We start from the raw sequence: 24,984 nt of genomic DNA on the forward strand, positions 1-24,984 counted from the left end.
GGCAGGGAGCGCTGCGAGTCGCGCCTGTCCTGCGACGCCACACAGATCGAGCACTCACCGGCCATCGGCGAGGCTGGCGAACACTGGTACTCGACCGGAGCACGAGAGACTTGACTGCAGTGTGTATCAGGATGACGCCAGCATAGCGGTGAATTGCCGGGACTTCTCTCTCCGCGCTGTCTTCGGCAGCTCGTTCAACGAAAGCGTAAGCAGCCAGGGAACACATGTTGACCAACGCAGAGCGTTCGGTCAGATGGCCGGTGCCCAGTGATGAGGCAGCAACTCGTCGATGTCGCAGGCACGTTGCGTCGGTAGTCGCTGCAGGATGTCCGTCAGGTATGCATACGGGTCATGCCCGTTGAGCTTGGCTGACTGGATCAAGCTCATGATGGCCGCGGCGCGCTGCCCAGCCAGCAGCGTCCCGGCGAACAACCAATTCTTGCGTCCCGTGGCCCAGGGACGGATTTGCTGTTCGTCATGGTTGTTGTCGATGGGCAGCGCCGGATCGTGCAGGTAGCGCGTGAGCGCCGCCCAGCGGTTGAGGCTGTAGTCGATGGCCTTGGCCGTGGCGGTGCCGTCCGTGATCTTGCCGCGCTGCGCGAAGAGCCAGTCGTGCAGCGCCTTGGCGATGGGCGCCGCGCGTGTTCGGCGCTCTTGCAGCCGCTGCTGCGAGGTGAGCAGCTTGACCTCGCGCTCGATCCCGTACAACTGGCCGATGAGGTCGATGGCCGCCGCCGCGATGGTGCTCTTGTTGGCCTCGTGCAGTTCGACGAACTTGCGCCGTGCATGGGCCATGCAGCCGGCCTCCGTCACGCCCAGCGCGAAGCTGGCCTTGTTGTCACCGACCGCCGTAATGGAGCCACCGATGTCCGCCGTATTGGAGCCAGCAACAGGTGGGTAAAACGGGGGTCCCGAGGGGTTAGGCCAGGGTGGATTTTGAGGGCTTTTGCGGTGCCGGTTTGGTGGCCGCCGCGATCTGTTTGGGCGCGCGGTACGACTGCCCGTCCAGCACCAGGCAGTAGGCGTTGTGGCGCAGCCGGTCGAGGCTGGCGCTGGCCAGCAGCCGGTTGGCTGGGAAAGCCTGGTCCCACTCGGTGAAGTCCAGGTTGCTGGTCACGATGGTGGCGGCCTGCTCGTAGCGCTCGGCGATCAGGTCGTGCAGGTCCTCATCGGCCGGCGCACGCAGCGGCTTCAGGCCGAAGTCGTCAATGATGAGCAGCGGCACACGGGCCAAGGTCGCCAGCTTGCGTTCATAGCTGCCGGTCGCCCTGGCCGCGTTCAGGCTCTGCGTCAGGCTGGCGCAGGTGGTGAAGACCACGTCCACGCCCTGGCGCACCGCGCAGTGGCCCAGCGCCTGGGCCAGGTGGCTCTTGCCGGTGCCGCAGGGCCCCACGATGAGCACGGGGGCCTTCTCCTGCAGGTAGCGTCCAGTGGCCAGGTCGTGCACGAGCGCGCGGTTGAGCTGCGGCAGCCGCTCGAAGTCGAACTGCTCCAGTGTCTTGGTGGTGCGGAACTGCGCGCGGCGCAGCCGCGTGCTGAACTTCTTCTGCTCGCGCCGCGCGACCTCATCGCTGATGAGCAGGGCCAGGAAGTCGGTGTAGGCCAGCTTGGCCTCGATGGCCTGGCGGTTGCGCGCCTCCAGGGAGTCAAAGATGCCGGACAGGCGCAGCTGCTTCAACTGCGGGGCGAGTTCGGGGGCGGGGTTCATGGGTCTTCTCCTTCGGGGTCAGTGCAGCAGCTCTTGCTGCGGGTGGGCGATGAGGTCGGCGAACAGCTCGGTGGCAGGCCGGGTGAAGCGGGTGCGGCCGTACTGCGCCGGCGTGGCCGCAGGCACGTCGGCGCGCTGGTCGGCGCCGCTCGCCAGGATGGTCTTGACGGTGCGGTAGTGGGGCGAGCCATGCGCCATGGCCCGTGCGCAGGCCGCCTCCAGCCGGGCGGCGCCGTAGGGCTTGAGCAGGGCCAGCACGCCTTGCGCGGCGCGCAGCCGCTCCAGAACGCGGTCGCTGAGCAGGTTCTCGATCAAGGCGGCGCAGGATGCGCCGATGTGCTCGGCCTGGGTGACGCACCACGCCCGGTCGCGACCGAAGAAGGCCTGCGCCTCGGGCGGCAGGTGCCCGCGCACGCTCACGCGCTGGCCGGGCTTGAGTCCTCGCGGATGGGTGGCGACGTGGCGGTAGTCTTCGAACAGCGCGACCGCCGCATCGGTGGCGCGCAGCCACAAGGTCTTGCCCACCAGCGTGAACGGTGCGGAGTACAGCACTCGCTCGAACTGCACATGGCAGTCGCGGTGCACGCTCACGCGGTGCCAGGTGCCCAGGTCGGGCGCAGGGGTGGGCAACGCCTGCAGCAGCGGTGCCTCCAGCGCGAACAAGCTCAGCGGAGTGCGCCGGGTGGTGCCGTGGCAGCGCCTGCCTGCCTCCTCAAGCACCCAGGCACGGGCCTGCGCGTTGAGGTCGGCCAGGTCGCGGAAGGTGCGCAGCGGCAGGAAGTTGCCCTTGAGGTACTTCACGCCGGACTCGACGATGCCCTTCTTCTGCGGATCGTGCGGTGGGCAGGGGTCGATCTTGAAGCCGTAGCCTTCGGCACATTCGGCGTAGGCGCGCTGCACGGTGGGGTCCTGGGCGCAGGCGCGGGTGATGGCGCACTTGGCGTTGTCGATGATGACGCGCTGGGGCACGCCGGCGAACCACTCGAAGGCGCGGCGGTGGCAACCCAGCCAGGTGGCCACGGTCTGGTCCCAGACGAACTCGACGTACTGGTGGCGGCTGCTGGCCAGCGTCATCACGAAGGCCCAGGTGCGCCGGGGCTGGCCGTCGGGGTGGATGAGCGTGGGGCCGGCGCCAAAGTCCACTTGGGCAGCCTCGCCGGGCTCGAAGTCCAGTCGGCAGGTGGTCTCAGGCGGCAACTGGCGGCGAACATCGGCCACCAGGCGGCGCACGGCCGAATAGCTGCCGGTGAAGCCGTGCTGGCGCTTGAGTGCGCCGTGGATGGCGGTGCCCGAGACGCCTTGCTCGAGCCAGGACGCGATGGCGCCGCGATGTGGCTCCAGCGTGGAGATGGTGCTGCTGGCCTTGCGCGGGCAGCCTAATGCCGCGGCGATGGTCTCATCGTCGGGCAGGGGCTGGGCGGTGTCCAGCCAACCGCGCTCGGTGGCCAAGCTGCGCCACTGCGCCGCCTTGGGCCGGCCCATGACGCGGGCCGCAGCGATGTCGCGGTCGGAGTCGCCTTGCCGCATGCGCAGCAGGGCCTGTCGATAGTGATGCATCTCGAATCTCCTGCGCGCCATCCCTGGCCCTCCGGGCAAATGGCCCGAAGGGTAGAGATGGCGTCGCGGTGTTCGAGACACCCGTCAACCCAGTGCCGACTGGCTCCTATATGCCGATCCGGCACTGGCTCCATGACGCCGATCACGCGCTGGCTCCAATATGCCGGTCAGCCGCTGGCTCCTACATGCCGATCACGCACTGGCTCCTATACGGCGGTCGGTGACACATGAGGTGCACCACGAGCCAGCCTGCACCACGTGCAATTGCGGCTGCGCGATGAGGCGCATCGGTGAGGACGTCAGCGAAAAGCTGGACTACACCCCCGGCGTCTTCACGGTCGAGCGCCACGTCCGCGGCAAGTGGGTCTGCGCCGAGTGCGAGACCCTGGTGCAGACGCCCATGGACCCGCACATCATCGACAAGGGCATCCCGACGACACGGCTGCTCGCCCAGGTGCTGGTGGCCAAATACCTTGACCACCTCCCGCTGTACCGCCAAGAAGCGATCTTCGAGCGCGCCGGCATGGCCATCGCACGCTCAACACTCGCGCAGTGGGTCGGCGAGTGCGGCGTGCAACTGCAACCCCTCGTGGACGCGCTGACGGCAGAGCTGTTGAAGGCCCCCGTGCTGCACGCCGACGAGACACCCGTCCCGATGCTCAAGCCTGGCAAGGGCAAGACACACCGGGCCTACATGTGGAGCTGGTGCACGACACAGTTCCACGACGTCAGAGCTGTGGTCTTCAACTTCGCGGAGACCCGCGGTGGCCAGAACGCGCGGGACTTCCTGCAGCTGGGCACCGACACCGGCTGGAGCGGCAGCCTGGTCGTCGACGACTTCAGTGGGTACAAGCAGTGCTTCGACATGGGCGTGACCGAAGTGGGCTGCATGGCCCACGCCCGACGCAAGTTCCATGAGCTCTGGGCCAACCACCAGAGCAAGGTCGGCGAGCAGGCGCTGAAGTTCTTCCAAGCGCTGTACGACATTGAGCGGGACGCAGCAGACCTGGGCGCTGATGATCGACGAGCGCTGCGACTTGAGAGAGCCAAGCCCGTCGCCGATGCGCTCAGGCAGTGGCTCGATGAGCACCGGCAGAAGGTGCCGGACGGATCGGCGACCGCCAAGGCCCTGGACTACAGCCGACGACGCTGGGAAGCGCTAACGCGCTACCTGGACGACGGGCGCTTGCCCATAGACAACAATTGGGTAGAAAACCAAATCCGCCCAATTGCTCTCGGAAGAGCGAATTGGCTCTTCGCCGGCAGCCTGCGCGCTGGCAAGCGGGCTGCGGCCATCATGAGCTTGCTGCACTCGGCGCGCATCAACGGGCACGATCCCTACGCGTACATCAGTGACGTGCTCGCACGGCTGCCAATGCAGCCCGCCAGTCGGATCGACGAGCTACTGCCGCACCGCTGGTCGCCACAGGGCTGAACTCAAGCCACCGCCAGGCAAGCCGATTCCCATCCCCGGTGTCAGGGGCTGGGAATCTGCGCCGTTCCCCAGACTGCAATCGTCAAGGTGTGTTCGGCGGACGCCTACAGATGTGGCGGCCGTGCGCGCATTCTTGGTGGCCGGCCCAGATGCCGAACTGTTGGGGCTCATCAATGCGCGCACGGCCGAGCTTGCTGAGTACACCGAGGAAATCGGCGAGCTGGTCACCTTCATCGTGGTCCAGGCGGGCGATGCCGTTGAGCAGCTCGATGCGGCTCTCGGGTTCGGCATCCTGAGCAATCGCTTCGACCTGACCCCGTTCGGCACCCCGGGCTTCGCGCCCTCGTGGGACGGCCTGGTTGAGCACGCCGAGTGGTTTGAGCTGACCTATGTGCTCAGCGATGACAGCGCCGGCACTGTCGTCTATGTGCCGAAGACCGCAGCGCCGGAGCTGCTTGAAATGTGCACCCGATATGCAGCCGGGGAGGTCCGGCCGTGAGTCTCTATCCACACCCCTTCGACGTTCCCATCTGCGGCCACCTTCGGGTGGCTTTTCTTTTGTCCATTCATGACCGGGAGGACCGATGAACAGCAGCAATCCCACCGTCGTCGCCTTGGTGGCCCAGCTCAACGCCGATCTGCGCGAAGCCTGGGAGGAGCGCGCCGCAATCATGGAATTCGACGGCGGCATTACCCGTGAGCTGGCCGAGTGCTTGGCACTGCTGGAGCTGATCCGACAGCGGCCGGCCGACGTCTTCAAGTGCCTTGGCTGAAGGCGCTGCGGGAATTTCAGCACCTTATATGGAAGGCCAACAACGGCCTCCACAAACCATCACAACGAAAGGTATCAACCATGACTGAAATCGAGATCGAAGTGCCCGAAGTCGATCCCATCAAGCCCATCCACGAAGGCGAAAGCCTGTCCATTTCGGGCCGGTCCACGCTTACCTTCGTCATTGGCCGCCACGAAGAAGCCGGCACCCTCAGGGCGATTGCATGAGCGCTCAAGCTGATTTCCGTGCTAAGGCGAGCCGGCGCTGACGGCTACGGCAGGCTGGGCCTGCAGGCCCAGCAAGGTCTGCAGGTGGGTGGTGCTCCAGGCGGCCAAGTGGCGCTTGGACTTGCGGCTGCCCTTGAGGGGCTTGTTCTGGTTGATCAGGCCCAGCGCCATGCGCCGCACAATGGCCAGGTTCTCGGCACCATCATCGACGCGCACGCGGCTGTCGTCCTCGCCGAACAGCACGTCCAGCACCCAGTGGCACTGGTTCTCGATCGACCAGTGCGCGCGGATGCGCTGGTTGAACCCGGCCGCGTCCAGTTGCTCGGGGCTCAGGCTGCTGATGTAGTAGCGCCATTCGGTGCTGGCCTGGCCCTTGTGGACGCCGCTGGTGGGTTCGCGCTGCGCGCACACCATCACCGCGCTGCGCAGCCCCGGCCAGGCATCCGTCAGCGCGGGGTCCAGCGTGTGGGTCGCGCTGACCAGGCAGCGTCGGGTCTCGATGCGGCCGTGCCCCTTGTCAACGGTGGTGTCCTGCAGCAGCCGCCCCTGGCGCAAGCCTTCGGCCTCGTGACTGAACAGCGCCTCCACCGCCTGCGCCAGGTTCGGCGGGTTGTTCTTCACCGCGATGATGTAGTCGGCCCCGCACGCCATCAGCCTGGCCACCACCTCGCGCTGGCAGCCCATCGCGTCGATCGTCACCGTGGCCCCGCGCACGTCCAGCAGTTCCAGCAATTGCGGGATCGCCTTGATCTCGTTGCGCTTGTCGGCCGTGCGGATCTGGCCCAGCGTGACGCCGGATGCGCTGTCCCAGGCCGACACCAGGTGCGCCATCGCCCCATCCGCGTCGTGCGAGCCGCGCACGCTCTTGCCGTCGATGTGGATCGCCTGCGACTGCAGGTCCGGGCACAGCCGGCTCATCCAGGCGATGAAGCAGGCCTCGAAGCGCTTGGCATCGAGCAGCGCGAACACCCGGCTGAAGGTGTCGTGCGAGGCCATGCCGCTGTCAAAGGGCAGGAACCGCCGCAGCCAGTCCAGCTTTTCTTCGCCCACAGCGCCACGCTGCCCCAGTCGTCCGCGCCGCGGGTCACCACACACAGTGCCGTCAGCAGCAACTCGTCCAGCGGATAGGCGCAACTCGCCCTGCGGCGTGGGTCTTCCAGGGCTTCGAAGGCCTGCATCAGTGGGGGCTTCGGTCGGGTGGGCTCATTGGCTTCGGCTTGCTCTGTTCTTCTCACGTCGCAATGGCGTTGTCTTTGTCGGGAGCCTATAGCAGACCTCCCCTGCTGTTTGTGTCCAACTCAGGCCCCGCGCAGCGCCCGCCGCGCCGCCAGCGCCATGAACACCGCGAACGCCACGACCACCAGCAGTCCGGTGGCCAGCGACGCGTGCTCGGCGATCAGGCCGATCAGCGGCGGGCCGGCCATCATGCCCAGGTAGCCCGCGCCCGACACGGCAGCGATGCCGTGCGCGGGCGACACGCCGGGCGCCCGCGCCGCCGCGCTGAACAGCACCGGCACCACGTTGGACAGGCCCAGCCCGACCAGCGCGAAGCCGGCCAGCGCGGCGGCGGGCGACGGCAGCGCCAGCGCCAGCAGCATGCCGGCGGCGGCCAGCAGGCCGCTGGCGCGCATCAGCCGGGTGGGCGAGGTGCGCGCCCGCACGCGGTCGCCCGCGAAGCGGCCCGCGGCCATCGCGCCGCTGAAGCTCGCGTAGGCCAGCGCCGCGGTGCCGGCCGCGCTGCCGCGCTCCTGGCGCATGAACAGCACGCTCCAGTCGTACATCGCGCCCTCGGCGATCAGGCCCATGGACGCCAGCACGCCCAGCAGCAGCAGCGGGCCGCGCGGGAGGCTGAGCGGGTGGTCGGTGCCGGCGGCGTCCGGCCGCAGCGGCAGCATGAGGCGGCTGGACAGCAGCACGGTGGCGGCGCCCAGCGCCGTCGCGGCGGCCAGGTGGGCCTGCGGCGCGATGCCCGCGGCCAGGGCCGCGCTGCCCAGGCCGGCGCCGGCCATGCCGCCGAGGCTGAACATGCCGTGGAAGCCGCTCATCAGCGGCCGGTCGGCCTGGCGCTCGATCTCGCTGGCCTCGGTGTTGAGGGCCACGTCCAGCAGGCTGCCGGTGACGCCGAAGGCCAGCATCACGGCCAGCAGCGCGCCGTACACCGGCCAGGCCAGCAGGCAGGCGATGGACGCGCAGCAGGCCACGCCCATCGCCGCGGCCACGGCGCGCGGGCCGAAGCGGCCGACGATGCGGCCGGCCTGCGCCAGCGCCAGCAGCGCGCCCACGCCGCTGGCCAGCATCGCCAGCGCCAGCGCCTGCTCGCCGAGGCCGTAGCGGGCCTTCACCGTCGGCACGTGGACGCCCCAGGTGGCGAACAGCAGGCCGAGCACGAAGAACTGCGCGCGCAGCGCATGCCCCGCGGCCGCGAGCGCGCGCGGGGCGCTCAGGCCGGGCATGGCGGCGGGCGGCGGGGCGGGGGGGCTGGACCGGGGCGCGGCGCGCATCAGCCGCCGCCCAGCACCCGGTACACGGCCACCAGGTTCTGCGCGCGCAGGCTCTGCACCTGCACCAGCGCCTGCTGGGCCGTGAACAGCGAGCGCTGCGCGTCCAGCACGTCCAGCGAGCTGGCGATGCCGGCGCGGTAGCGCTCCTGGGCCAGCGACAGGCGGCGGCTCTCCGCGTCGACCAGCGCGGCCTGCGCGCTGCGCTGCTCGGCCAGCGTGGCGCGGCCGGCGAGCGCGTCGGCCACGTCGCGGAAGGCGCTCTGGATGGCGCGCTCGTACTGGGCCGTGGCCGCGTCGCGCTGGGCGCGGGCGGCGTCCAGGTTGGCGCGGTTGCGGCCGGCATCGAACAGCGGCTGGATCAGCGACGGCGCGAAGCTCCAGACCGAGTTCTTGAACAGCTGGTCGAGCTGGCTGCTGGTCGTGCCGTAGTTGCCGGTCAGCGTGATGCGCGGGAAGAAGGCGGCGCGGGCGGCGCCGATGTTGGCGTCGGCGGCGGCGAGCTGCGCCTCGGCCTGGCGGATGTCGGGCCGGCGCGCCAGCACCTCGGCGGGCAGGCCGGCGGGCAGCTCGGCCAGCGGCTCGAAGTCGGCCAGCAGCCCGGTGGGCGCGGGCAGGTCGGCCGGCGGTGCGGTGCCCAGCAGCAGCACGAGGGCGTTCTGGTCCAGCGCGCGTTGGCGCTGCACCTGGGCCAGCGCCACGCGGGCGGCCTGCAGCGCGGACTCGCCGGCGCGCAGGTCCAGCTCGCTGGCCACGCCGCCCTCGAAGCGCTGGCGGATCAGGCCCAGCGACTGCTCGCGGCTGGCCAGCGTGTCGCGGGTGATGCGCAGCAGCGCCTCGTCGGCCTGCAGCGCGACCTCGGCGGTGGCGACGGCGGCGACCAGCGCGTTGCGCACCGCCTGCCGGTTGGCCTCGGCGGCCAGCAGCTGGGCGGCGGCGGCGCTGCCGAGGTGGCGCAGGCGGCCGAACAGGTCCAGCTCGTAGGCGGTGACCTGCAGGCCGGCCTGGTAGCTGCTGGTGATGCCGCCGCTGGCGTTGGGCATGCGCGAGCCGCTGAGGCCGGCGTTGACGGTGGGCCAGAGGTCGGCGTCGCGCGCGGCGGCGGTGGCGCGGGCGCTCTCGATGTTGGCGGCGGCCACGCGCAGGTCGCGGTTGTTGGCCAGCGCCAGCGGGATCAGCCGCTGCAGCCGCGCGCCCTGGAAGGCCTGCGCCCAGGGCAGGGCGGCGGCCTCGGTGGCGCCGGGGCCGCCGGCGTCGGGGAAGGCGGCGGCCGGCAGCGCGGCCCCGGCGGCCTCGGCGGCGGTGGGGCGGCGGGGCTCGGGGCCGGCGCAGCCGGCGAGGGCCAGTGCGGCGGCCAGCGCGGCCAGCGTGGTGGTGGCGGGGGCGCGGCTCATACCAGGTCCTCCCGCGCTTCCTCGGACTCGTGGGCGTCGCGCCTGCGCTGCCGCTCGCTGCCGGGGAAGAAGCGGCGCACGGTGACGAAGAACACCGGCACGAAGAACACGGAGAACAGGGTCGCGGTGATCATGCCGCTCATGACGCCGGTGCCGATGGCGCGCTGGCTGGCGGAGCCGGCGCCGCTGGCCAGCACCAGCGGCAGCACGCCGAGGATGAAGGCCAGCGAGGTCATGACGATGGGGCGGAAGCGCAGGTGCGCGGCCTCGCGCACCGCGTCGAACACGCTGCGGCCCTGCGCCTGCAGGTCTTTGGCGAACTCGATGATGAGCACGGCGTTCTTGGCCGACAGGCCGATGATGGTGATCATGCCGACCTTGAAGTAGACGTCGTTCTCCAGCCCGCGGAACGTGGCGCCGAGCACCACGCCCAGGATGCCCAGCGGCACCACCAGCAGCACGGCCGCGGGGATGCTCCAGCTCTCGTACAGTGCGGCCAGGCACAGGAACACGGCCAGCAGCGAGAAGCCGAACAGGATGATGGCCGTGGAGCCCGAGAGCTTTTCCTCGCGGGACTGGCCGGTCCATTCGTAGCCGAAGCCCTCCGGCAGCTGCGCGGCGAGCTTCTCCATCTCGGCCATGGCCATGCCGGTGGACACGCCCTTGGCCGGCTCGCCGGCGATGCGCATCGTCGGGTAGCCGTTGTAGCGCACGGTCTGCAGCGGGCCGGTGATCCACCGGCTGCTGGCGAACGACGACAGCGGCACCGGCTGGCCGGCGCCGTTCAGCACGTTGAGCTTGAGCAGGTCCTCGGGCTGCATGCGGGCGGTGGCGTCCGCCTGCACGATGACGCGCTGCATGCGGCCGGCGTTGGGGAAGTCGTTCACGTAGCTGGAGCCCAGCGAGGTGCCGAGCACCGCGTTGACGGCGCTGATGTTGATGCCCAGCGCCAGCGCGCGCTCGCGGTCGAGGCTCAGCTCCAGCTGCGCGGCGTCCTCCAGGCCGTCGGGGCGCACGGCGGTCAGCAGCGGGCTCTTGGCCGCGGCGGCCAGCAACTGGTTGCGCGCGGCCAGCAGCTCGGCGCGCGTGTGGCCGGAGCGGTCCTGCAGCCGGAATGCGAAGCCGTTGGCGCGGCCCAGGTCGCGGATGGGCGGCGGGCTGGTCGGGAAGATGACCGCGTCGCGGATCTGGCCCAGCGCCGCGAAGCTGCGCTGCACCAGGCCCTGCGCCGAGTGCTCGGCGCCGTGGCGCTCGTCCCAGGGCTTGAGCGTGACGAAGGCAAGGCCCGCGTTCTGGCCCGAGCCGGCGAAGCTGAAGCCGACCACCGACACCATGCTCTGCACCTCGGGCTGCTTGAGCATGTAACCCTCGACCTGCTGCATCACGGCCAGCGTGCGCGCCTGCGTGGCGCCCGGCGGCAGCTGCACGTTGACGAGGATGTTGCCCTGGTCCTCGTTGGGCACGAACGAGGTGGGCAGCTTCTGGAACATCAGCGCCGCGACCGCGATGACGGCCGCGTAGACGAAGAACATGCGCGCGCCGCGGTGGATGAGCGTCGCCACCCAGCCCTCGTAGCGCTTGGCGGTGCGCGAGAAGCCGCGGTTGAACGCGCCGAAGAAGCCGCGCTTCTCATGGTGGTGGCCGGCCTCGACCGGCTTGAGCAGCGTGGCGCACAGCGCCGGCGTCAGCGACAGCGCCAGGAAGGCCGAGAACGAGATCGAGCTGACCATCACCGCCGCGAACTGGCGGTAGATGTTGCCGATCGAGCCGGAGAAGAAGGCCAGCGGCGCGAACACCGACAGCAGCACCACCGTCACGCCGACGATGGCCCCGGAGATCTGCCCCATCGCCTTGCGCGTGGCCTTGAGCGGCGACAGCCCCTCCTCGCTCATGATGCGCTCGACGTTCTCGACGACGACGATGGCGTCGTCCACGACGATGCCGATCACCAGCACCATGCCGAACATCGTCAGCACGTTGATCGAGAAGCCCAGCGCGAGCAGCGTGGCGAAGCTGCCCAGCAGCGCGATCGGCACGACCAGCGTCGGGATGATGGTGTAGCGGATGTTCTGCAGGAACAGGAACATCACCAGGAACACCAGCACCACGGCCTCCACCAGCGTCTCGACGACCTGCGAGATCGAGATGTCGATGAACAGCGAGCTGTCGAACGGGATGTCGGCCTGCACGCCCTGCGGGAAGTAGGGCTGCAGCTCCTTCAGGCGCTGCTTGATGAGCTTGGCGGTCTGCAGCGCGTTGGCCGTGGGCGAGAGCTGCACGCCCACGCCCACCGAGGGCCGGCCGTTCAGCCGCGTGGAGCGGCCGGTGTAGCTGTCGGCGCCGAGCTCGATGCGGGCCACGTCCCGGAGCCGCACGGTGGAGCCGTCGGCGTTGGCGCGCAGCACGATGTTGCCGAACTGCTCGACGCTGGTCAGCTGGCCGCGCACCACCACGGTGGCCGCGACCGGCTGGCCGGGCACGTTGGGCAGGTCGCCGATGGAACCGGAGCTGACCTGCGCGTTCTGCGCCTGGATCGCGGCGTTCACGTCGGCCGGCGCGAGCCGGTAGCCGACGAGCTTGGCCGGGTCCAGCCAGATGCGCATCGCGCGCTCGGTGCCGAACAGCAGGCCCTGGCCGACGCCGGGCACGCGCTGGATCTCGGGCAGCACGGTGCGGGCCACGTAGTCGCCCAGCACGGTGGGGTTGAACTCGGGGTTGGTGCTGGACAGGATGATGAACAGCAGGAAGTTCGGGTTGGCCTTGTCCACCCGCACGCCCTGCTGGATGACGGCCGACGGCAGCCGCGGCGTGGCACGGGCCAGGCGGTTCTGCACGTCCACCTGGGCCAGGTCGGCGTTGGTGCCGGGCTCGAAGTTCAGCGTGATCGAGCCGGTGCCGTCGGACTGGCTGGACGCCTCCATGTAGATCAGCCCCGGCGAGCCGTTCATCTCGCGCTCGATGAGGCTGATGACGCTGTCCTCCAGCGTCTGCGCGGAGGCGCCCGGGTAGACCACCGACAGCGAGATGGCCGGCGGCGCCACGGGCGGGTACTGCGAGATCGGCAGCTGCGTCACCGCCGTGGCGCCCAGCACCAGGATGAACAGCGCGATGACCCACGCGAAGATGGGCCGGTTGATGAAGAACTGCGCCATGCGTCAGGCCCTCACTTCGAGGCGGCGGCCGGCGCGCTGCCTGCCCCGGCCGGCGCCCACGGCACCGGGCGGCCCTTGCCGCCGGCCTTGGCCTTCTGCAGGCCGTCGACGACGACCTTCTCGCCGGCCTTCAGGCCGTCCAGCACCAGGGCGCGGCCGCCCTGCGCCGGGCCCAGCTTCACCGGGTGGGCGCTGATGCTGCCGTCGTCGGCGATCACCAGCACCGTGTCGCCGGTCGCGCCGCGCGCCACCGCCTGCTGCGGCAGCCACACGGCGCCGGCCACCTCGGCCTGCGCCAGGCGCACGCGCACGTACAGGCCGGGCAGCAGCAGGCCCTGCGGGTTGGGCAGCTCGGCGCGCAGCGTGATCTGGCCGGTGTTGGCGTCCACGCTGAGGTCGGAGAACAGCAGCCGGCCCGGCAGCGGGTAGGCGCTGCCGTCCTCCATCAGCACCTGTACGCTGGCAGCCTCGCCGCCGCCTGCGCGCTGCAGCCGGCCCTCGGCCAGCGCCTGGCGCAGCCGCATGACCTCGGCGGCGGACTGCGTGAAGTTCACGTACAGCTTGTCGATCTGCTGCACCACGGCCAGCGGCGTGGCCTCGCCCTGGCCGACCAGCGCGCCCTCGGTGACCAGCGCGCGGCCGATGCGGCCGGCGATCGGGGCGGTGACGGTGGCATAGCCCAGGTTGATCTGCGCCGTCTGCACGGCGGCCTTGGCGGCGGCGACGTCGGCGCGCGCCTGCTGGGCGGCGGCTTGCGCGTTCAGCGCCTCCTGCTGGCTGACGGCCTGGCTCTTGGCCAGCGGCGCGTAGCGCTCGGCCAGCGCCTGGGCCTGCAGCAGATTGGCCTCGGCGCGGGCGAGGCTGGCCTGCGCGCTGGCCAGCGTCGCGCGGTAGGGCGCGGCGTCGATCTCGAACAGCGGCTGGCCCGCCTTGACGGCGCTGCCCTCGGTGAACAGGCGCTTGTGCAGGATGCCGGCCGCGCGGGCCCGGACCTGGGCGACGCGGAAGGCCTCCAGCCGGCCCGGCAGCTCGGCGGACAGGTCGGCCCGGCCCGGCGCCACCGTGACGACGCCCACCTCGGGCGGCGGCGGCGCGGCCGTGGCCGTGGCCGGCGCATTGCCGCCGCCCTGGCCGCAGCCCGCCAGCCCCACGCCCATCAGCACCAACGCGCCCGCCGCGCGACGTACCTGCCCGTTTACCGCAACCCTCATGCCCCGGCCCCTTGTGATCCCGCTTGCCGCCGACGGTCCGCCGGCAAAGCCGCAGACTGTAGCGATTTGCGTCAGGCCGTGCCGGTGAAGGAACGCAAAGCCTGCAGCCGGGCCGCGCGCACGGCCCGGCCCACGTCGGGGCCACGGGCGCCGCGGGCCAGCGCGGCGGCGCTGGCGGCGGCCAGGTCCACCTGCCGGGTCGCGGCCAGGTCGGCCAGCAGCCGCGCGCGCTGCGGGTAGGCGCGGTCCTCCAGCCCGAGCCGGCCGCGGGCGTCGCACTCGCAGGCCCAGAGCAGCTCGGCGAAGCGCTGCGGCCGCCGCCAGGCGTCGCAGCGCTCCAGCAGGCGCAGCCGCGCCTCGGGGCCGAACGCGCCGCTCTGGTGCACGTGGGTGTGCTCGCGCGCGACCAGCTCGGCCAGCTCGCGGCAGTCGGTGGGCACCTTCCAGCGCGCGCTCACCTGCCGGGCCAGCCGTTCGCTGCGGCCCTCGTGGCCGATGTGGCGGGGCAGTTCCTCCGGGCGCGTCGTGCCCTTGCCGAGGTCGTGGCACAGGCAGGCGTAGCGCACCGCCAGCGGCGTGGCCTGCGCGGCGCACTGGTCCAGCACCATCAGCAGGTGGACGCCGGTGTCGATCTCGGGGTGGTGCGCCTCGGGCTGCGGCACGCCGAACAGCGCCTCGACCTCGGGCAACAGCCGCTGCAGCGCGCCGGCCTCGCGCAGCACGGCGAGCATGCGCGAGGGGCGGCGCTCCATCAGCCCGCGCGACAGCTCCTGCCAGACGCGCTCGGGCACCAGCGCATCCACCTCGCCGGCCGCCACCATGCCGCGCATCAGCGCCAGGGTTTCCGGCGCGACCGTGAAGTCGGCGAAGCGCGCGGCGAAGCGGGCCAGGCGCAGGATGCGCACCGGGTCCTCGGCGAAGGCGGGCGAGACGTGGCGCAGCACGCGGGCGGCGATGTCGCGCTGGCCGCCGTAGGGGTCGATGAGCCGGCCGGCCGCGTCCTCGGCCATCGCGTTGAGGGTCAGGTCGCGGCGCGCCAGGTCCTGCTCCAGCGTCACGTCCGGCGCCGCGTGGAAGGCGAAGCCGTGGTAGCCCGCCGCCGTCTTGCGCTCGGTGCGGGCCAGCGCGACCTCCTCGTGCGTGCCGGGGTGCAGGAAGACCGGGAAGTCCTTGCCGACGGGCTGGTAGCCGGCGTCCAGCAACTGCTGCGGCGACGCGCCGACGACGACCCAGTCGCGGTCCTGCACCGGCAGGCCCAGCAGGCGGTCGCGCACGGCACCGCCGACGAGGTAGGTCTGGAAGTTCGTCATCGCCTGGATTCTGCGGCCCTGCACCAGGGCAACCCATTCGGGGGGGTTGACGCCTTGTTGATGCGGATAATAATGAGAATTATTTGCATTTGCAGGACTCTTGTTTTCGTGCGCCAGCCCTCACCCCGTGTCATCCAGCAGCATCTCCTGAGCATCTTCGACGAGCTGCTGCAGCACGACGGCTATGGCGAGTTCAAGGTCGAGATGCGCCTGCTCAAGCGGGGCCAGAAGGAGGTTCTGCTGCACTACGGCAAGCAGTACCGCTACGTGGTCGATTTCGAGCCGGCGGACGCCCGCCGGCTGGTGCCGGCCGCGCTGCCCGGGAGCGAGGAGCCCGGGCGCTGAGATTTTTTGCCGGTGGCGCCCCTGGGTGCCGCCGGCGGGCGAAGCGGCAAGGGGCCGCAAGCCTGTGCGTTGCCAAGCCTGTTCCGTCTGGTTGCTTCGTTGGGCGAAGGAGCAGACATCCCTAGCCATCCTCCAGGAGAGATGTTTCCATGATGACCCTGACCTTCCGCCGCGTGGCCGTTGCCGCCGCCCTCACCGCCGCCGCCTTCGGTGCCTCGGCCAACACCACGCATGACGCCTTCGTCGACGTCGCCGGCTCGGCCGCGTTCGACGGCTTCAACGACCTGAGCGCGGGCCGCCTGGGCGGAGCTCCGGCGCTGGTCGCCGGCGTTGGCAGCAACGTCGCCGGTTCGGGCGACGCGGTGCTCAAGCGCCTGAGCGGCGGCTTCTACCCGGCCTCGTTCGGCCTGTATTCCTGGAGCACCGACTCGGCCTTCGGCATCAACGTCGACTCGGCCGTCGCCGACCTGGGCAAGGTCACGCTGCAGACCTTCATCAGCGTGGACACCTCGCAGGGCGTGACGGGCCTGAGCTCGGCCGCCTACCTGCCCACGCTGAGCTTCAACGGCGGCACGCAGAAGCTGGCTGCGGAATACACGCTGACGCCGGTGTCTGGCGGCTACGACATCGACGGCACGCCGCTGACCGCCAACCCCAACAACCCGAACTACGGCGTGTTCACCTGGGACCTGTCCGGCATCACGACGCCGATCACCTCGTTCAGCGTCAACTTCGGCATCACCAAGCACGCCAACGCGCTGGCCTTCCAGCTGGACCAGAACGCCGTCGCCGCCGTGCCGGAACCCGAGACCTATGCGCTGATGCTGGCCGGCATCGGCATGCTGGGCTTCCTGGCCCGCCGCCGCCGCGCGGCCTGACGCGCCCGCTCGCCGCGGGCGCGGCCGCTGCCAGCTCCGGCACGGCCGCGCTCGCGGCGCTCCCTTCCAGCGGCGCCCTGCGGGGCGCTGCTTTTCGCTGAACCGAACATGTCCGCCACCCTCGCCCGCGCCGCCGGCGTGGCCGCCGCGCTGAGCCTCGCGGCCGGCCTGGCCCAGGCCAATGCCACCTATGACGCCTTCGTCGACATCGCCGGTGCCGCCGCGACGGACGGCTTCAACGACCTGACCTCCAGCCGCCTCGGCGCCGGCGCCACCGGCACGAGCAAGCTGGTCGCCGGCATCGCCAGCAACGTCGCCGGCTCGGACGGCGGCGCGGTGCTCAAGCGCCTGAGCGGCACCTACTACCCGGCCTCGTTCGGCCTGTACTCCTACAGCTCGGACTCGGCCTTCGGCATCAACGTCGCGTCGGCCGTCGCGGCGCTGAGCTCGGTCACGCTGCAGAGCTTCGTCAGCGTGGACACCTCGCAGGGCGTGACGGGCCTGAGCTCCGCCGCCTACCTGCCCACGCTGAGCTACAACGGCGGCACGCAGCGCCTGGCCGCGGTCTACACGCTGACGCCGGTGTCCGGCGGCTACGACATCGACGGCACGCCGCTGACCGCGAACCCCAATAACCCGAACTACGGCGTGTTCAGCTGGGATTTGTCCAGCGTCACGACGCCGATCACCTCGTTCAACGTCAACTTCGGCATCACCCAGCACGCCAATGTGCTGGCCTTCCAGCTCGACCAGGTGGCCGCCGTGCCCGAGCCCGGCAGCTATGCCTTCGCCGCGCTCGGCCTGGCGGCCTGCGGCTGGGGTGCCTGGCGCCGCCGGCAGGCCCGGGCGGTCCCGGAAGGCGCCGGGACATGAGCCCCGCCGCCCGTGCCCTGGCCGCCGCAGCGGCCCTGCTGACCATGCTCGCCGCCCGGGCGCAGACCGCCCCGGCCGAGCCCGCCGAGGCCGACCCCGGCGCCGCGCTCCCCGAGGTGCGCGTGAAGGCCAAGCGGCTGGAGGAAGACCTGCCCGCCGACAAGGCCGTCACCGTCATCGACGCGGCGCAGATCACCCGCGTGCAGACCGACAACGTCTTCGACGTGCTCAAGCAGGTGCCCGGCGTCGGCGTGGCCGGCGGACCGCGCGCCAGCGGCATGCGCTTCACGCTGCGTGGCTTCACCGAGAACGAGGACGTGATGTTCAAGATCGACGGTGCGGTCAAGGGCTTCGAGAAATACCGCTTCGGCGGCGGCGTGTTCCTGGAGCCCGAGCTGCTGAAGGCGATCGCCGTGGAGCGAGGCCCGTCCGTGCAGTCCGGCTCCGGCGCGCTGGGCGGCACGATCTCGGCCACCACCAAGTCGGCGATGGACCTGCTGCGCCCGGGCGAGCGCGCCGGCGCGCTGCTCAAGCTCGGCTATGGCGAGAACAACGGCGAGCGGCTGCGCATGGGCGCGGTGTTCGGCCGGCCGACGGAGCGCATCGACCTGCTGGCGGCCGTCGTCAAGCGCGACTCGCACGACATCCGCCTGCCCGACCGCACCCGGCTGCCGCTGTCGGCCACGCATGCGGAAAGCCGGCTGTTCAAGATCGGCGTCATGCCGCTGGACGCGCTGCTCATCGAGCTGGGCCACACCGCCTACACCAGCGGCCCCGAGGCCACGCCCTACGACGCCACCGGCGGCCGGGCCGGCGTGGGCGGCGTGGTGCGCCGCACCATCGACGACCAGACCACCCACCTGCGCTTCAGCTACGAGCCCTCCGGCGACTTCACGCTGCGCGGCATGGCCTCGCGCGAGAAGACCCACCTGCTCGACCACCATGTGCGCGGCGAGTCGCGGATCTGCGTGGGCGGGCCGATCGCCAGCTGCGAGGACTACTGGCAGTACGACATCGCCAACGCCGAGGTGTTCGCCGACCTCAAGGGCCGGCTGGGCCCGGTGGCCGCCGCCGTGACGCTGGGCGCGCAGGCGCTGCGCAACCAGCGCCAGGTGCGCCGCGTCACCAGCCTGCCGCTCATCAACGAGCGCGACTACCCCGACGGCTACAACGGCAACCAGCCGCCGGGCGACAAGCACTCCGAGGCGCTGATCGCCGACGCCCGCTTCACCTGGGGCGACTGGACGCTGGCGCCCGGCGCGCGCTGGGACCACTACACCGTCATCGCCCGCGGCGGCACCCGCACCAACATGCTGCGCGAGGGCCAGGCGCCCGAGATCTCGTTCTCCAAGGCGCAGCCCTCGCTGGGGCTGACCTGGCAGGCGCCGGGCAGCCCGTGGTCCGTCACCGCGCGCTACAACCAGGCCTTCCGCCCGCCGCTGATCGACCAGTACTTCCGCGACGGCAGCGGCAATTCCGCCGGGCAGAGCGGCCTGTGCATGCGCACCGAGTACGACATCCTGACCGGCGGCATCGTCACCGCCAACTCCAGGCAGCCGCTGTACGACCCGGCCGGGCTGGGCAAGCCCTATGACGCCGCGCTGGACCACGCGCCGCTGAACGGCATCTGCGGCGCGCTGTACCGGCCGCAGGAGTCCGTCAACAAGGAGCTGACGCTGGCCTGGGCGCCGCGGCCCGGCCCCGCGGGCCAGTGGTATGCGCGGCTGACAGCCTTCCGCATCCACACCCGCCACCTGCTCACCTCGCTGCAATGGCGGGACGGCCGCGTCGCCCAGCCCGGCGTCGAGAAGCGCCGCGGCGCCGAGCTGGAGCTGCGCTGGGACAACCGCCGCTACTTTGGCGACCTGAACCTGGCCACCGTGCGCCGCAGCGAGCGCGACAGTGACGCGCTGCAGGCCAGCAGCATCGAGTCCTTCTCGATCCCCCCGGACTCGGCCAACGCCACGCTCGGCCTGCGCGCCTTCGCCAACCGGCTGGAGGCCGGCTGGCGCGTGCGCCACCTGACCGACCGCCAGGCCTACGCCGCCGGCGCCGCGCCCGTGTGCCTCGCCGGCACGCCCGACGCGCTCGGCGTCGCCACGCAGAAGGGCGCGACGCTGCACGACCTGTTCGCCAGCTGGAAGTTCAGCGACGCGGCCCAGCTGCGCGCCAGCGTCGACAACCTCGACAACCGCGACTACTGCCTGACCAGCAGCTTCGCCGGCGCCGTGGGCTTCCACGCGCCGGGCCGCGCGGGCAAGGTGGCCGTCACCGTGCAGTTCTGAGGCCTCCCGGCATGCGCGCGCACGCCCGCCCCTGGCCCGGCCCCGGCGCGTCGGACCGACCCGCCGTGCGCCGGCTGCTGCCGGGCATGGCGCTGGCCGCGCTGCTGCTGGCGCTGGGCCTGCTCTACGCGCCGGTGGTGCGGGTGCTGGCGCAGCGCTATTGGCCGGTGCCCAGCCTGTCGCACGGCCCGCTGGTGCTGGCGACGCTGCTGGCGCTGTTCGCCGCCGCCACCTGGCAGCACGCCCGCCAGGCCCACGCCGACCGGCCGCGCCGCGCGGCCGGCGCGCTGCTGCTGGCGCTGGGCCTGCTGATGCTGCTGGCCGGCAGCGGCCTGCAGCTGGCCCAGCTCGCCGTGCTGTCGCTGGCGCCGGTGCTGGCCGGGCTGGGCCTGCTGCTGAGCGGGCCGGCGCTGCTGCGCCGCCAGGGCTTCGGCTTCTTCTTCCTGCTCTTCCTGGTGCCCTGGCCCGAGTGGATGACCGACGTCGTCACCCAGCCGCTGAAGCTGGGCGTCAGCGCCGTGGTTGAGGCCGTGCTGCACCACGCCGGCTACCCGGTGGCGCGCCAGGGCGTGATGCTGGACGTCGGCCCCTACCGCCTGCAGGTGGCCGACGCCTGCGCGGGCATGAACGCGCTGTTCATGCTGGAAGCCTTCGGCCTGCTCTACCTGCACCTGCTGCGCCACACCTCCGCGCTGCGCAACGCCGTGCTGGCGCTGCTGATCGTGCCCGTCTCGTTCACGGCCAACTGCGTGCGCGTGCTCGTGCTCGCGCTGCTGACCTACCACGGCGGCGATGCGCTGGCCCAGGGCTTCATGCACGAGTTCTCCGGCCTCGTGCTGTTCGCCGCGGCGCTGGCGCTGCTGGCGCCGCTGGACGCGCTGCTGCGGCGCGCGGCCCGCCCGTCATGAACCGCGCCGCGCCGGACTGGCGCCTGGCCCTGGCGCTGGCGGCGCTGCTGCTCGCCGCCGCCTGGGGCGTGCGCGCGGTCGGTTGGCCGGTGCGCCCGGCGGCCGCGCCGGCCGCGCCCGGCGTGGCGCTGGCCGACGCCGTGCCGCGCCGCTTCGGCGGCTGGGCCGAGGTGGCCGACGGTGCCGTGCAGGTGGACGCCGCGATGGCGGCCAACGAGAGCGCCTATAGCGAACAGCTGCTGCGCAGCTACCAGGACCGCGACGGCCGCACCGTCATGCTGACGCTGGCCCACATCGCGCAGATGCATCCCTACGCCACGCCGCATGCGCCCGACACCTGCTATGCCGGCGCGGGGTTCGAGATCCAGTCGCTGACCCCGGCGCCGCGGCCGCCGCTGATGGTCCGGCGCATGCTGGCCCAGCGCGGCCTGCGGCGCGAGGCCGTCGTCTTCTGGATGCGGCTCGGCGACGTGTACGACCCGCCCTCGTCCGCCGCCACGCGCTGGCACCTGCTGCGCAACCGGCTGCGCGGCGGGCCGGAGGACGGCATCCTCGTGCGCGCCTCGCAGCTGCTGGACGTGGGCGACGACCCGGCCGCCGCCCACGCGCGGCTGGAGGGCTTCCTCGGCGAGCTGCTCGCGGCCAGCCCCGAGGCGGTGCGCCGCAAGCTGCGCGGGCCGTGAGCCGGTGTTGAGGTTCTGGCTCGGCCTGCTCGGGTGGCCGCTGCTCGCCGCCGCGGCGGCGCTGGCGGTGTGCCTGTGCCTGCCGCTCAGCTACACGGCGGCGGCGATGGTGGCCGTGCTGCCCGCGGGCGGCGCCTGGGACGGCCGCGCCGCCGCGCCGCCGCCGCTGGCGCAGTACGGCGCGCTGCTGCAGAGCCGCCGGGTGGCGGACCGTGTGATCGCCGCCTTCCAGCTGCAGGCCGGCTACGGCGAGGCCACGCTCGACGGCACGCGCGAGCGCCTGGGCCGCGCGATGCAGTTCGGCAGCACGCGCGGCGGCCAGCTCCTCATCCAGGCCAGCGACCCGCTGCCCTGGCGCGCGGCCGACCTCGCCAACCGCCACGCGATCGAGCTGCAGCAGCTGCTGGACGAGCTGCGCGTGGAGGCGGCGCAGGCCCGTGCCGGCCGGCTCCGCGCCGAAGTGGCGCGTCTCGTGCAGCGCCTGGCCCGGGCGGACACGGCGTTGCAGGCCGCGCGGCTGGACGCCGGGCAGCTGCGGCTGGAGCCGCGCCTGGTGGGCGGCAGCCACTACGGGCTGCAGCAGGCCCTGCGCGCGGCGGAGCTGCGGCTCGCGGCGCTGCGCACCCGGCTGCAGGACGGCAGCGCCGAGCTGATGCGCGAGCAGGCGCTGGCCGATGCGCTGCGCGCGCAACTGCGCCGGCTGGAGGCGGGCGGCGCGGCCGGCAGCGGGGCGCCCGGCGCCGGCCCGTCCTACGCCGAGGCCGCGCGCGAGGTGCGGCTGCTGGCGCCCTGGCTGCAGCAGCTGCGCATGCAGGCGGCCCAGGCCGAGGCGGACGCCGGCGTGCGCAGCGAGCTGCTGGTCGGCATCGACCCGGCCACCGTCCCGCAGCGGCCCAGCGGGCCGTTCGTGCTGGGCTACATGGCCGCGGCCTGGCTGGCGACGCTGCTCGGGCTGCTGTACCGCGCCTGGCGGCGCCGGCGTCAGCGCTGCGTGCGGTAGGGTTCGTCCTCGGGCACGAAGTCCTGCTCGCGCAGCGCGTCGGCGATCCAGGCCTGCACGGCCGGGTGGGCCAGCAGCGCGTCGCGGTAGGCGGCCGCCGCGCCGGACAGCGGCAGGCCGAAGCGGCTCAGCCGCACCGCCACCGGCGCGAAATAGGCGTCCACCGCGCCGAACGCGCCGAACAGGAAGGGGCCGCCGCGGGCCGCCAGCGCCTCGCGCCAGGCTGCGTCCAGCCGCGCCACGTCGGCGCGCAACGCGGCGTCCTCGGCCCAGAGCCGCGCGCCCACATCGGGGAAAAAGGCCTCGATGTTCATCGGGCAGCGGCTGCGCAGCGCCATGAAGCCGGCGTGCATCTCGGCGCACAGGCTGCGCGCCCGCGCGCGGTCCCGCGCGTCGCGCGGCCAGACGGGCAGCGCCGGGTGCCGCTCGGCCAGGTATTCGGTGATGGCCAGCGTGTCCCACACCGCGAAGCCGTCGTCCTCCACCAGCACCGGCACGCGCTTGGTCGGCGTGACGCCGGCGATCACGTCGTGCCAGGCCGAGCCGGGGCTGAAGTCCAGCCGCAGCCGCCGCTCCTCGAACGGGATGCCGAAGGCGGCCAGCAGCACGCCGCTGCGCATGGACCAGGACGAGTAGTTCTTGTTGCCGATGTAGAGCTTCATGGCCGAGAGCGTAGCGGCGCGGCGGCCGCCGCGCGATGAGCAATCGTCACGGGATTGATGCGGCCGGCGGCGCGTCGCCGGCATCGCCAGCGCCCGCCGGGCCGACGCTGGCGCCCAGGCGCCCGCGCAGCGTGGTGCCGGGCAGGCCCAGCACCTGCGCGTAGACGGCGCTGCCCAGCAGCACCTTGCGCACGTAGTCGCGCGTCTCGTGGAACGGGATGTTCTCGGCCCAGACGGCGGCGTCCAGCACCGGGCCGTCGCGCCAGCGCGCGGGGCGGCCGGGGCCGGCGTTGTAGGCCGCGGCGGCCAGCGCCTGCGCGCCGCCGAAACGGTCCAGCACGATCTTCAGGTAGTGGGCGCCGATGCGCAGGTTGAAGTCGCGGTCGTGCATCAGGTCGGGGCTGTAGGCCAGGCCCACCTTCCTGGCCGTCCACTTGGCGGTGGCGGGCATGACCTGCATCAGCCCGGCCGCGCCGACGTGCGAGCGCGCGTCCAGCACGAAGCGCGACTCCTGCCGGATCAGGCCGTACACATAGGCCGGGTCCAGCCGCGCGGCGCCGGCCTCGCGCAGCAGCTCGGCGCGGTGCGGCGTGGGGTAGCGCTGGGCGATGTCGATCTCGGCCCGGGTGCGCTCGCTGGTGTTGATGCAGCGGTCCCAGACCTCGCGGTCGCAGGCCTCCTGCGCGGCGGCCAGCAGCGCGCGGTCGCCGCGCGGGGCGATGTCGCGCAGCGAGAAGTTCCATTCGCGCACGCCCTCGCCGCGCAGGCCCAGTGCGATCAGGCCGAGCGCGCGCGCGAGGCCGGGGTGCTCGCGCGCGGCGCGGCGCTCGTCGGCCGTCAGCGGCGCGGGTGCGGGCGGCAGCGGCGTGGGCTGGTCCAGGTCTTCGGCGGCCAGGCGGCCGAAGTAGCCCAGCGGCTGGGCGGCCAGCGCGGCGAGCTGCGTGCGGGCCGCGGCCTCGTCGCCCGGCTGGCCGCGCAGCCGGGTGGCGCGGGCGCGCCAGTAGGCCCAGGCCGGGTCGCGCCGCTCGGCGTCGCTCATGCGCTCGATGGCGCGCAGCGCGACGGCCGGCGCATTGGCGCGCAGCGCGGCGCGCGCCTGCGCGGCGAGCGCGTCGTCGCTCCAGGGCAGCTCGGGCGCGAGCCGGGCGGCGCGGTCGAAGGCGGCGAGCGCGTCGTCCTGCAGCCGCAGCGCGGCCTGCCGGCCGGCCTGCACCCACACCCAGGCCTTCAGGTCGGCGGGCAGCCGGCCCCATGTCTCGTCGAGCAGGTCGCCGGCCTGTGCGGGGTCGGCGGCGGCCACGCGGGCCAGCGCCAGCGCGGTGAGTTCGGCGTCGGCGCGCGGGGTGGCGCGGGCCTGGCGGGTGAGGTAGCGGCCGGCGTTGTCCTGCAGCGCGGCGAGCTTGCGGCCCAGCGCCGGGCTGCCCAGCAGCGCCACGGCCTGGCGCACGGCGCGCGGGCGGCCCTGCTCGGCGGCCTGGCGGGCCTTGGCCCAGACCAGCCCGGGCTTGAAGAGGCCGGCGTCCAGCAGCGCGGCGGCCAGTTCGCGGCAGCCGTCGTCGGCGTCCTTCTGGGCCAGCCAGGCCGCGCGCGCGGCGGCCACGTCGACCCTGGCGCCGCCGGCGTGCTCGGCGCGCAGCGCGTAGCAGGCGACCTCGCGGTCGTCGCGCATCACGTAGGCGGCGTGGTCGCGGCGGAAGTTGGCCCAGTCGCGGCGGCGGCCCAGCTCCAGCAGCCAGTCGTTGCGCAGGCGGTCTTCCACGTAGCTGCCGGGGTAGCGGGCGTAGAAGGCGTCCATCTCGGGCTGGCGCAGGTCGCCCAGGCGGGCGTTCAGGTCGAAGTACTCGACCCAGCCGGCCAGCGGGTGGGCCTGCGCGCGGGCGGCGTCCACCAGCGCGGCCAGGCGCTTGCGGTCGCGCTGGGTCCAGGCCTCGCGGGCCTGGACGGCGAGGTCGGGGGCCGGGGTGGGCGCCGGGGGCTGGGCCGACGCGCTCGTCAGGGTCGCGGCCAGCAGCAGCGCGCCGGCCGCGCGGCCCCGCAGCTGCCTGCGGGCGTGATGGATGCGTGCTGCCAGGGCCTTCATGCGCG

Annotated in this window: 19 protein-coding genes and 3 pseudogenes; 11 read left to right on the forward strand and 11 right to left on the reverse strand. The window is 72.4% G+C overall.

Features of this window, described 5'->3' with window-relative positions:
- Positions 1–249 precede the first annotated feature (249 nt).
- The 3 genes and pseudogenes from tnpC (QM788_RS00500) to istA all read right to left on the reverse strand — a co-directional run.
- Positions 250–834: pseudogene (gene tnpC / locus QM788_RS00500) on the reverse strand (IS66 family transposase); the annotation flags it as partial.
- 85 nt (positions 835–919) lie between these two features.
- Positions 920–1,708: an IS21-like element helper ATPase IstB gene (gene istB, locus QM788_RS00505; protein ID WP_415659531.1), complete on the reverse strand. Its 789-nt coding sequence runs from the start codon at positions 1,706–1,708 to the stop codon at positions 920–922.
- An 18-nt stretch (positions 1,709–1,726) separates the two neighbouring features.
- A complete protein-coding gene (gene istA, locus QM788_RS00510; protein ID WP_415660291.1) occupies positions 1,727–3,265 on the reverse strand; it encodes an IS21 family transposase in 1,539 nt (512 codons plus the stop codon).
- Between the two features lie 232 nt (positions 3,266–3,497).
- On the opposite strand from istA, the pseudogene tnpC (QM788_RS00515) reads away from it, so the two are divergent.
- From tnpC (QM788_RS00515) to QM788_RS00530, 4 genes and pseudogenes are all read left to right on the forward strand, one after another.
- Positions 3,498–4,700: pseudogene (gene tnpC / locus QM788_RS00515) on the forward strand (IS66 family transposase); the annotation flags it as partial.
- A 121-nt stretch (positions 4,701–4,821) separates the two neighbouring features.
- On the forward strand, positions 4,822–5,199 hold the full coding sequence (locus tag QM788_RS00520) for a hypothetical protein (protein ID WP_415659532.1): 378 nt from the start codon (positions 4,822–4,824) through the stop codon (positions 5,197–5,199).
- 85 nt (positions 5,200–5,284) lie between these two features.
- Positions 5,285–5,473 carry a hypothetical protein gene (locus tag QM788_RS00525; RefSeq protein WP_415659533.1) on the forward strand — a complete coding sequence of 63 codons (189 nt, stop codon included), beginning with the start codon at positions 5,285–5,287 and terminating at the stop codon, positions 5,471–5,473.
- An 80-nt stretch (positions 5,474–5,553) separates the two neighbouring features.
- Positions 5,554–5,700: a hypothetical protein gene (locus QM788_RS00530; RefSeq protein WP_415659534.1), complete on the forward strand. Its 147-nt coding sequence runs from the start codon at positions 5,554–5,556 to the stop codon at positions 5,698–5,700.
- A gap of 21 nt (positions 5,701–5,721) precedes the next feature.
- On the opposite strand, the pseudogene QM788_RS00535 reads toward QM788_RS00530, so the two are convergent.
- From QM788_RS00535 to QM788_RS00560, 6 genes and pseudogenes are all read right to left on the reverse strand, one after another.
- Positions 5,722–6,878, reverse strand: a pseudogene (locus QM788_RS00535) (ISAs1 family transposase).
- Between the two features lie 120 nt (positions 6,879–6,998).
- Positions 6,999–8,153 (reverse strand): MFS transporter, encoded by a 1,155-nt coding sequence (locus QM788_RS00540; RefSeq protein WP_415659535.1) that lies wholly within the window; start codon positions 8,151–8,153, stop codon positions 6,999–7,001.
- A 47-nt stretch (positions 8,154–8,200) separates the two neighbouring features.
- Positions 8,201–9,592, reverse strand: coding sequence for an efflux transporter outer membrane subunit (locus QM788_RS00545; protein ID WP_415659536.1), 1,392 nt, complete (start codon positions 9,590–9,592; stop codon positions 8,201–8,203).
- On the reverse strand, positions 9,589–12,744 hold the full coding sequence (locus QM788_RS00550) for an efflux RND transporter permease subunit (RefSeq protein WP_415659537.1): 3,156 nt from the start codon (positions 12,742–12,744) through the stop codon (positions 9,589–9,591). The genes QM788_RS00545 and QM788_RS00550 overlap by 4 nt, the downstream gene beginning before the upstream one ends.
- Positions 12,745–12,755: 11 nt before the next feature.
- Positions 12,756–13,955 carry an efflux RND transporter periplasmic adaptor subunit gene (locus tag QM788_RS00555; RefSeq protein ID WP_415659538.1) on the reverse strand — a complete coding sequence of 400 codons (1,200 nt, stop codon included), beginning with the start codon at positions 13,953–13,955 and terminating at the stop codon, positions 12,756–12,758.
- 71 nt (positions 13,956–14,026) lie between these two features.
- Complete coding sequence (locus QM788_RS00560; RefSeq protein ID WP_415659539.1) at positions 14,027–15,265, reverse strand: multifunctional CCA addition/repair protein; 1,239 nt, start codon at positions 15,263–15,265, stop codon at positions 14,027–14,029.
- Between the two features lie 108 nt (positions 15,266–15,373).
- Between QM788_RS00560 and QM788_RS00565 the strand changes: the two genes are divergently transcribed.
- The 7 genes from QM788_RS00565 to QM788_RS00595 all read left to right on the forward strand — a co-directional run bounded on the left by QM788_RS00565 (position 15,374) and on the right by QM788_RS00595 (position 22,237).
- Positions 15,374–15,610 (forward strand): hypothetical protein, encoded by a 237-nt coding sequence (locus tag QM788_RS00565; RefSeq protein WP_415659540.1) that lies wholly within the window; start codon positions 15,374–15,376, stop codon positions 15,608–15,610.
- Positions 15,611–15,759: 149 nt separating this feature from the next.
- Complete coding sequence (locus QM788_RS00570; protein WP_415659541.1) at positions 15,760–16,488, forward strand: PEP-CTERM sorting domain-containing protein; 729 nt, start codon at positions 15,760–15,762, stop codon at positions 16,486–16,488.
- A 108-nt stretch (positions 16,489–16,596) separates the two neighbouring features.
- A complete protein-coding gene (locus tag QM788_RS00575; RefSeq protein ID WP_415659542.1) occupies positions 16,597–17,361 on the forward strand; it encodes a PEP-CTERM sorting domain-containing protein in 765 nt (254 codons plus the stop codon).
- On the forward strand, positions 17,358–19,646 hold the full coding sequence (locus QM788_RS00580; protein ID WP_415659543.1) for a TonB-dependent receptor domain-containing protein: 2,289 nt from the start codon (positions 17,358–17,360) through the stop codon (positions 19,644–19,646). Before QM788_RS00575 ends, QM788_RS00580 begins: the two co-directional genes overlap by 4 nt.
- 11 nt (positions 19,647–19,657) lie before the next feature.
- A complete protein-coding gene (gene xrt, locus QM788_RS00585; protein WP_415659544.1) occupies positions 19,658–20,554 on the forward strand; it encodes an exosortase in 897 nt (298 codons plus the stop codon).
- Positions 20,551–21,237, forward strand: coding sequence for an exosortase C-terminal domain/associated protein EpsI (locus QM788_RS00590; RefSeq protein ID WP_415659545.1), 687 nt, complete (start codon positions 20,551–20,553; stop codon positions 21,235–21,237). The genes xrt and QM788_RS00590 overlap by 4 nt, the downstream gene beginning before the upstream one ends.
- 7 nt (positions 21,238–21,244) lie before the next feature.
- Positions 21,245–22,237: a hypothetical protein gene (locus QM788_RS00595; RefSeq protein ID WP_415659546.1), complete on the forward strand. Its 993-nt coding sequence runs from the start codon at positions 21,245–21,247 to the stop codon at positions 22,235–22,237.
- Here QM788_RS00595 and QM788_RS00600 read toward each other — a convergent pair.
- Entirely contained in the window at positions 22,219–22,899 is a 681-nt protein-coding gene (locus QM788_RS00600) for a glutathione S-transferase (protein WP_415659547.1), read from the reverse strand. The genes QM788_RS00595 and QM788_RS00600 overlap by 19 nt on opposite strands.
- A 46-nt stretch (positions 22,900–22,945) precedes the next feature.
- On the reverse strand, positions 22,946–24,979 hold the full coding sequence (locus QM788_RS00605) for a transglycosylase SLT domain-containing protein (RefSeq protein ID WP_415659548.1): 2,034 nt from the start codon (positions 24,977–24,979) through the stop codon (positions 22,946–22,948).
- Positions 24,980–24,984 lie beyond the last annotated feature (5 nt).

Origin of the sequence: Roseateles sp. (assembly GCF_047654785.1) — a bacterium.
Classification (GTDB): domain Bacteria; phylum Pseudomonadota; class Gammaproteobacteria; order Burkholderiales; family Burkholderiaceae_C; genus Pelomonas.

What these genes read in the sequence shown, in the direction of transcription:
- QM788_RS00545 (WP_415659536.1), bottom strand. Translation starts at nt 9,592, where the DNA reads ATGAGCCGCGCCCCCGCCACCACCACGCTGGCCGCGCTGGCCGCCGCA.
- istB (WP_415659531.1), bottom strand. Translation starts at nt 1,708, where the DNA reads ATGAACCCCGCCCCCGAACTCGCCCCGCAGTTGAAGCAGCTGCGCCTG.
- QM788_RS00605 (WP_415659548.1), bottom strand. Translation starts at nt 24,979, where the DNA reads ATGAAGGCCCTGGCAGCACGCATCCATCACGCCCGCAGGCAGCTGCGG.
- xrt (WP_415659544.1), top strand. Translation starts at nt 19,658, where the DNA reads ATGCGCGCGCACGCCCGCCCCTGGCCCGGCCCCGGCGCGTCGGACCGA.
- QM788_RS00540 (WP_415659535.1), bottom strand. Translation starts at nt 8,153, where the DNA reads ATGCCCGGCCTGAGCGCCCCGCGCGCGCTCGCGGCCGCGGGGCATGCG.
- QM788_RS00555 (WP_415659538.1), bottom strand. Translation starts at nt 13,955, where the DNA reads ATGAGGGTTGCGGTAAACGGGCAGGTACGTCGCGCGGCGGGCGCGTTG.
- QM788_RS00575 (WP_415659542.1), top strand. Translation starts at nt 16,597, where the DNA reads ATGTCCGCCACCCTCGCCCGCGCCGCCGGCGTGGCCGCCGCGCTGAGC.
- istA (WP_415660291.1), bottom strand. Translation starts at nt 3,265, where the DNA reads ATGCATCACTATCGACAGGCCCTGCTGCGCATGCGGCAAGGCGACTCC.
- QM788_RS00580 (WP_415659543.1), top strand. Translation starts at nt 17,358, where the DNA reads ATGAGCCCCGCCGCCCGTGCCCTGGCCGCCGCAGCGGCCCTGCTGACC.
- QM788_RS00590 (WP_415659545.1), top strand. Translation starts at nt 20,551, where the DNA reads ATGAACCGCGCCGCGCCGGACTGGCGCCTGGCCCTGGCGCTGGCGGCG.
- QM788_RS00550 (WP_415659537.1), bottom strand. Translation starts at nt 12,744, where the DNA reads ATGGCGCAGTTCTTCATCAACCGGCCCATCTTCGCGTGGGTCATCGCG.
- QM788_RS00525 (WP_415659533.1), top strand. Translation starts at nt 5,285, where the DNA reads ATGAACAGCAGCAATCCCACCGTCGTCGCCTTGGTGGCCCAGCTCAAC.
- QM788_RS00570 (WP_415659541.1), top strand. Translation starts at nt 15,760, where the DNA reads ATGATGACCCTGACCTTCCGCCGCGTGGCCGTTGCCGCCGCCCTCACC.
- QM788_RS00560 (WP_415659539.1), bottom strand. Translation starts at nt 15,265, where the DNA reads ATGACGAACTTCCAGACCTACCTCGTCGGCGGTGCCGTGCGCGACCGC.
- QM788_RS00530 (WP_415659534.1), top strand. Translation starts at nt 5,554, where the DNA reads ATGACTGAAATCGAGATCGAAGTGCCCGAAGTCGATCCCATCAAGCCC.
- QM788_RS00600 (WP_415659547.1), bottom strand. Translation starts at nt 22,899, where the DNA reads ATGAAGCTCTACATCGGCAACAAGAACTACTCGTCCTGGTCCATGCGC.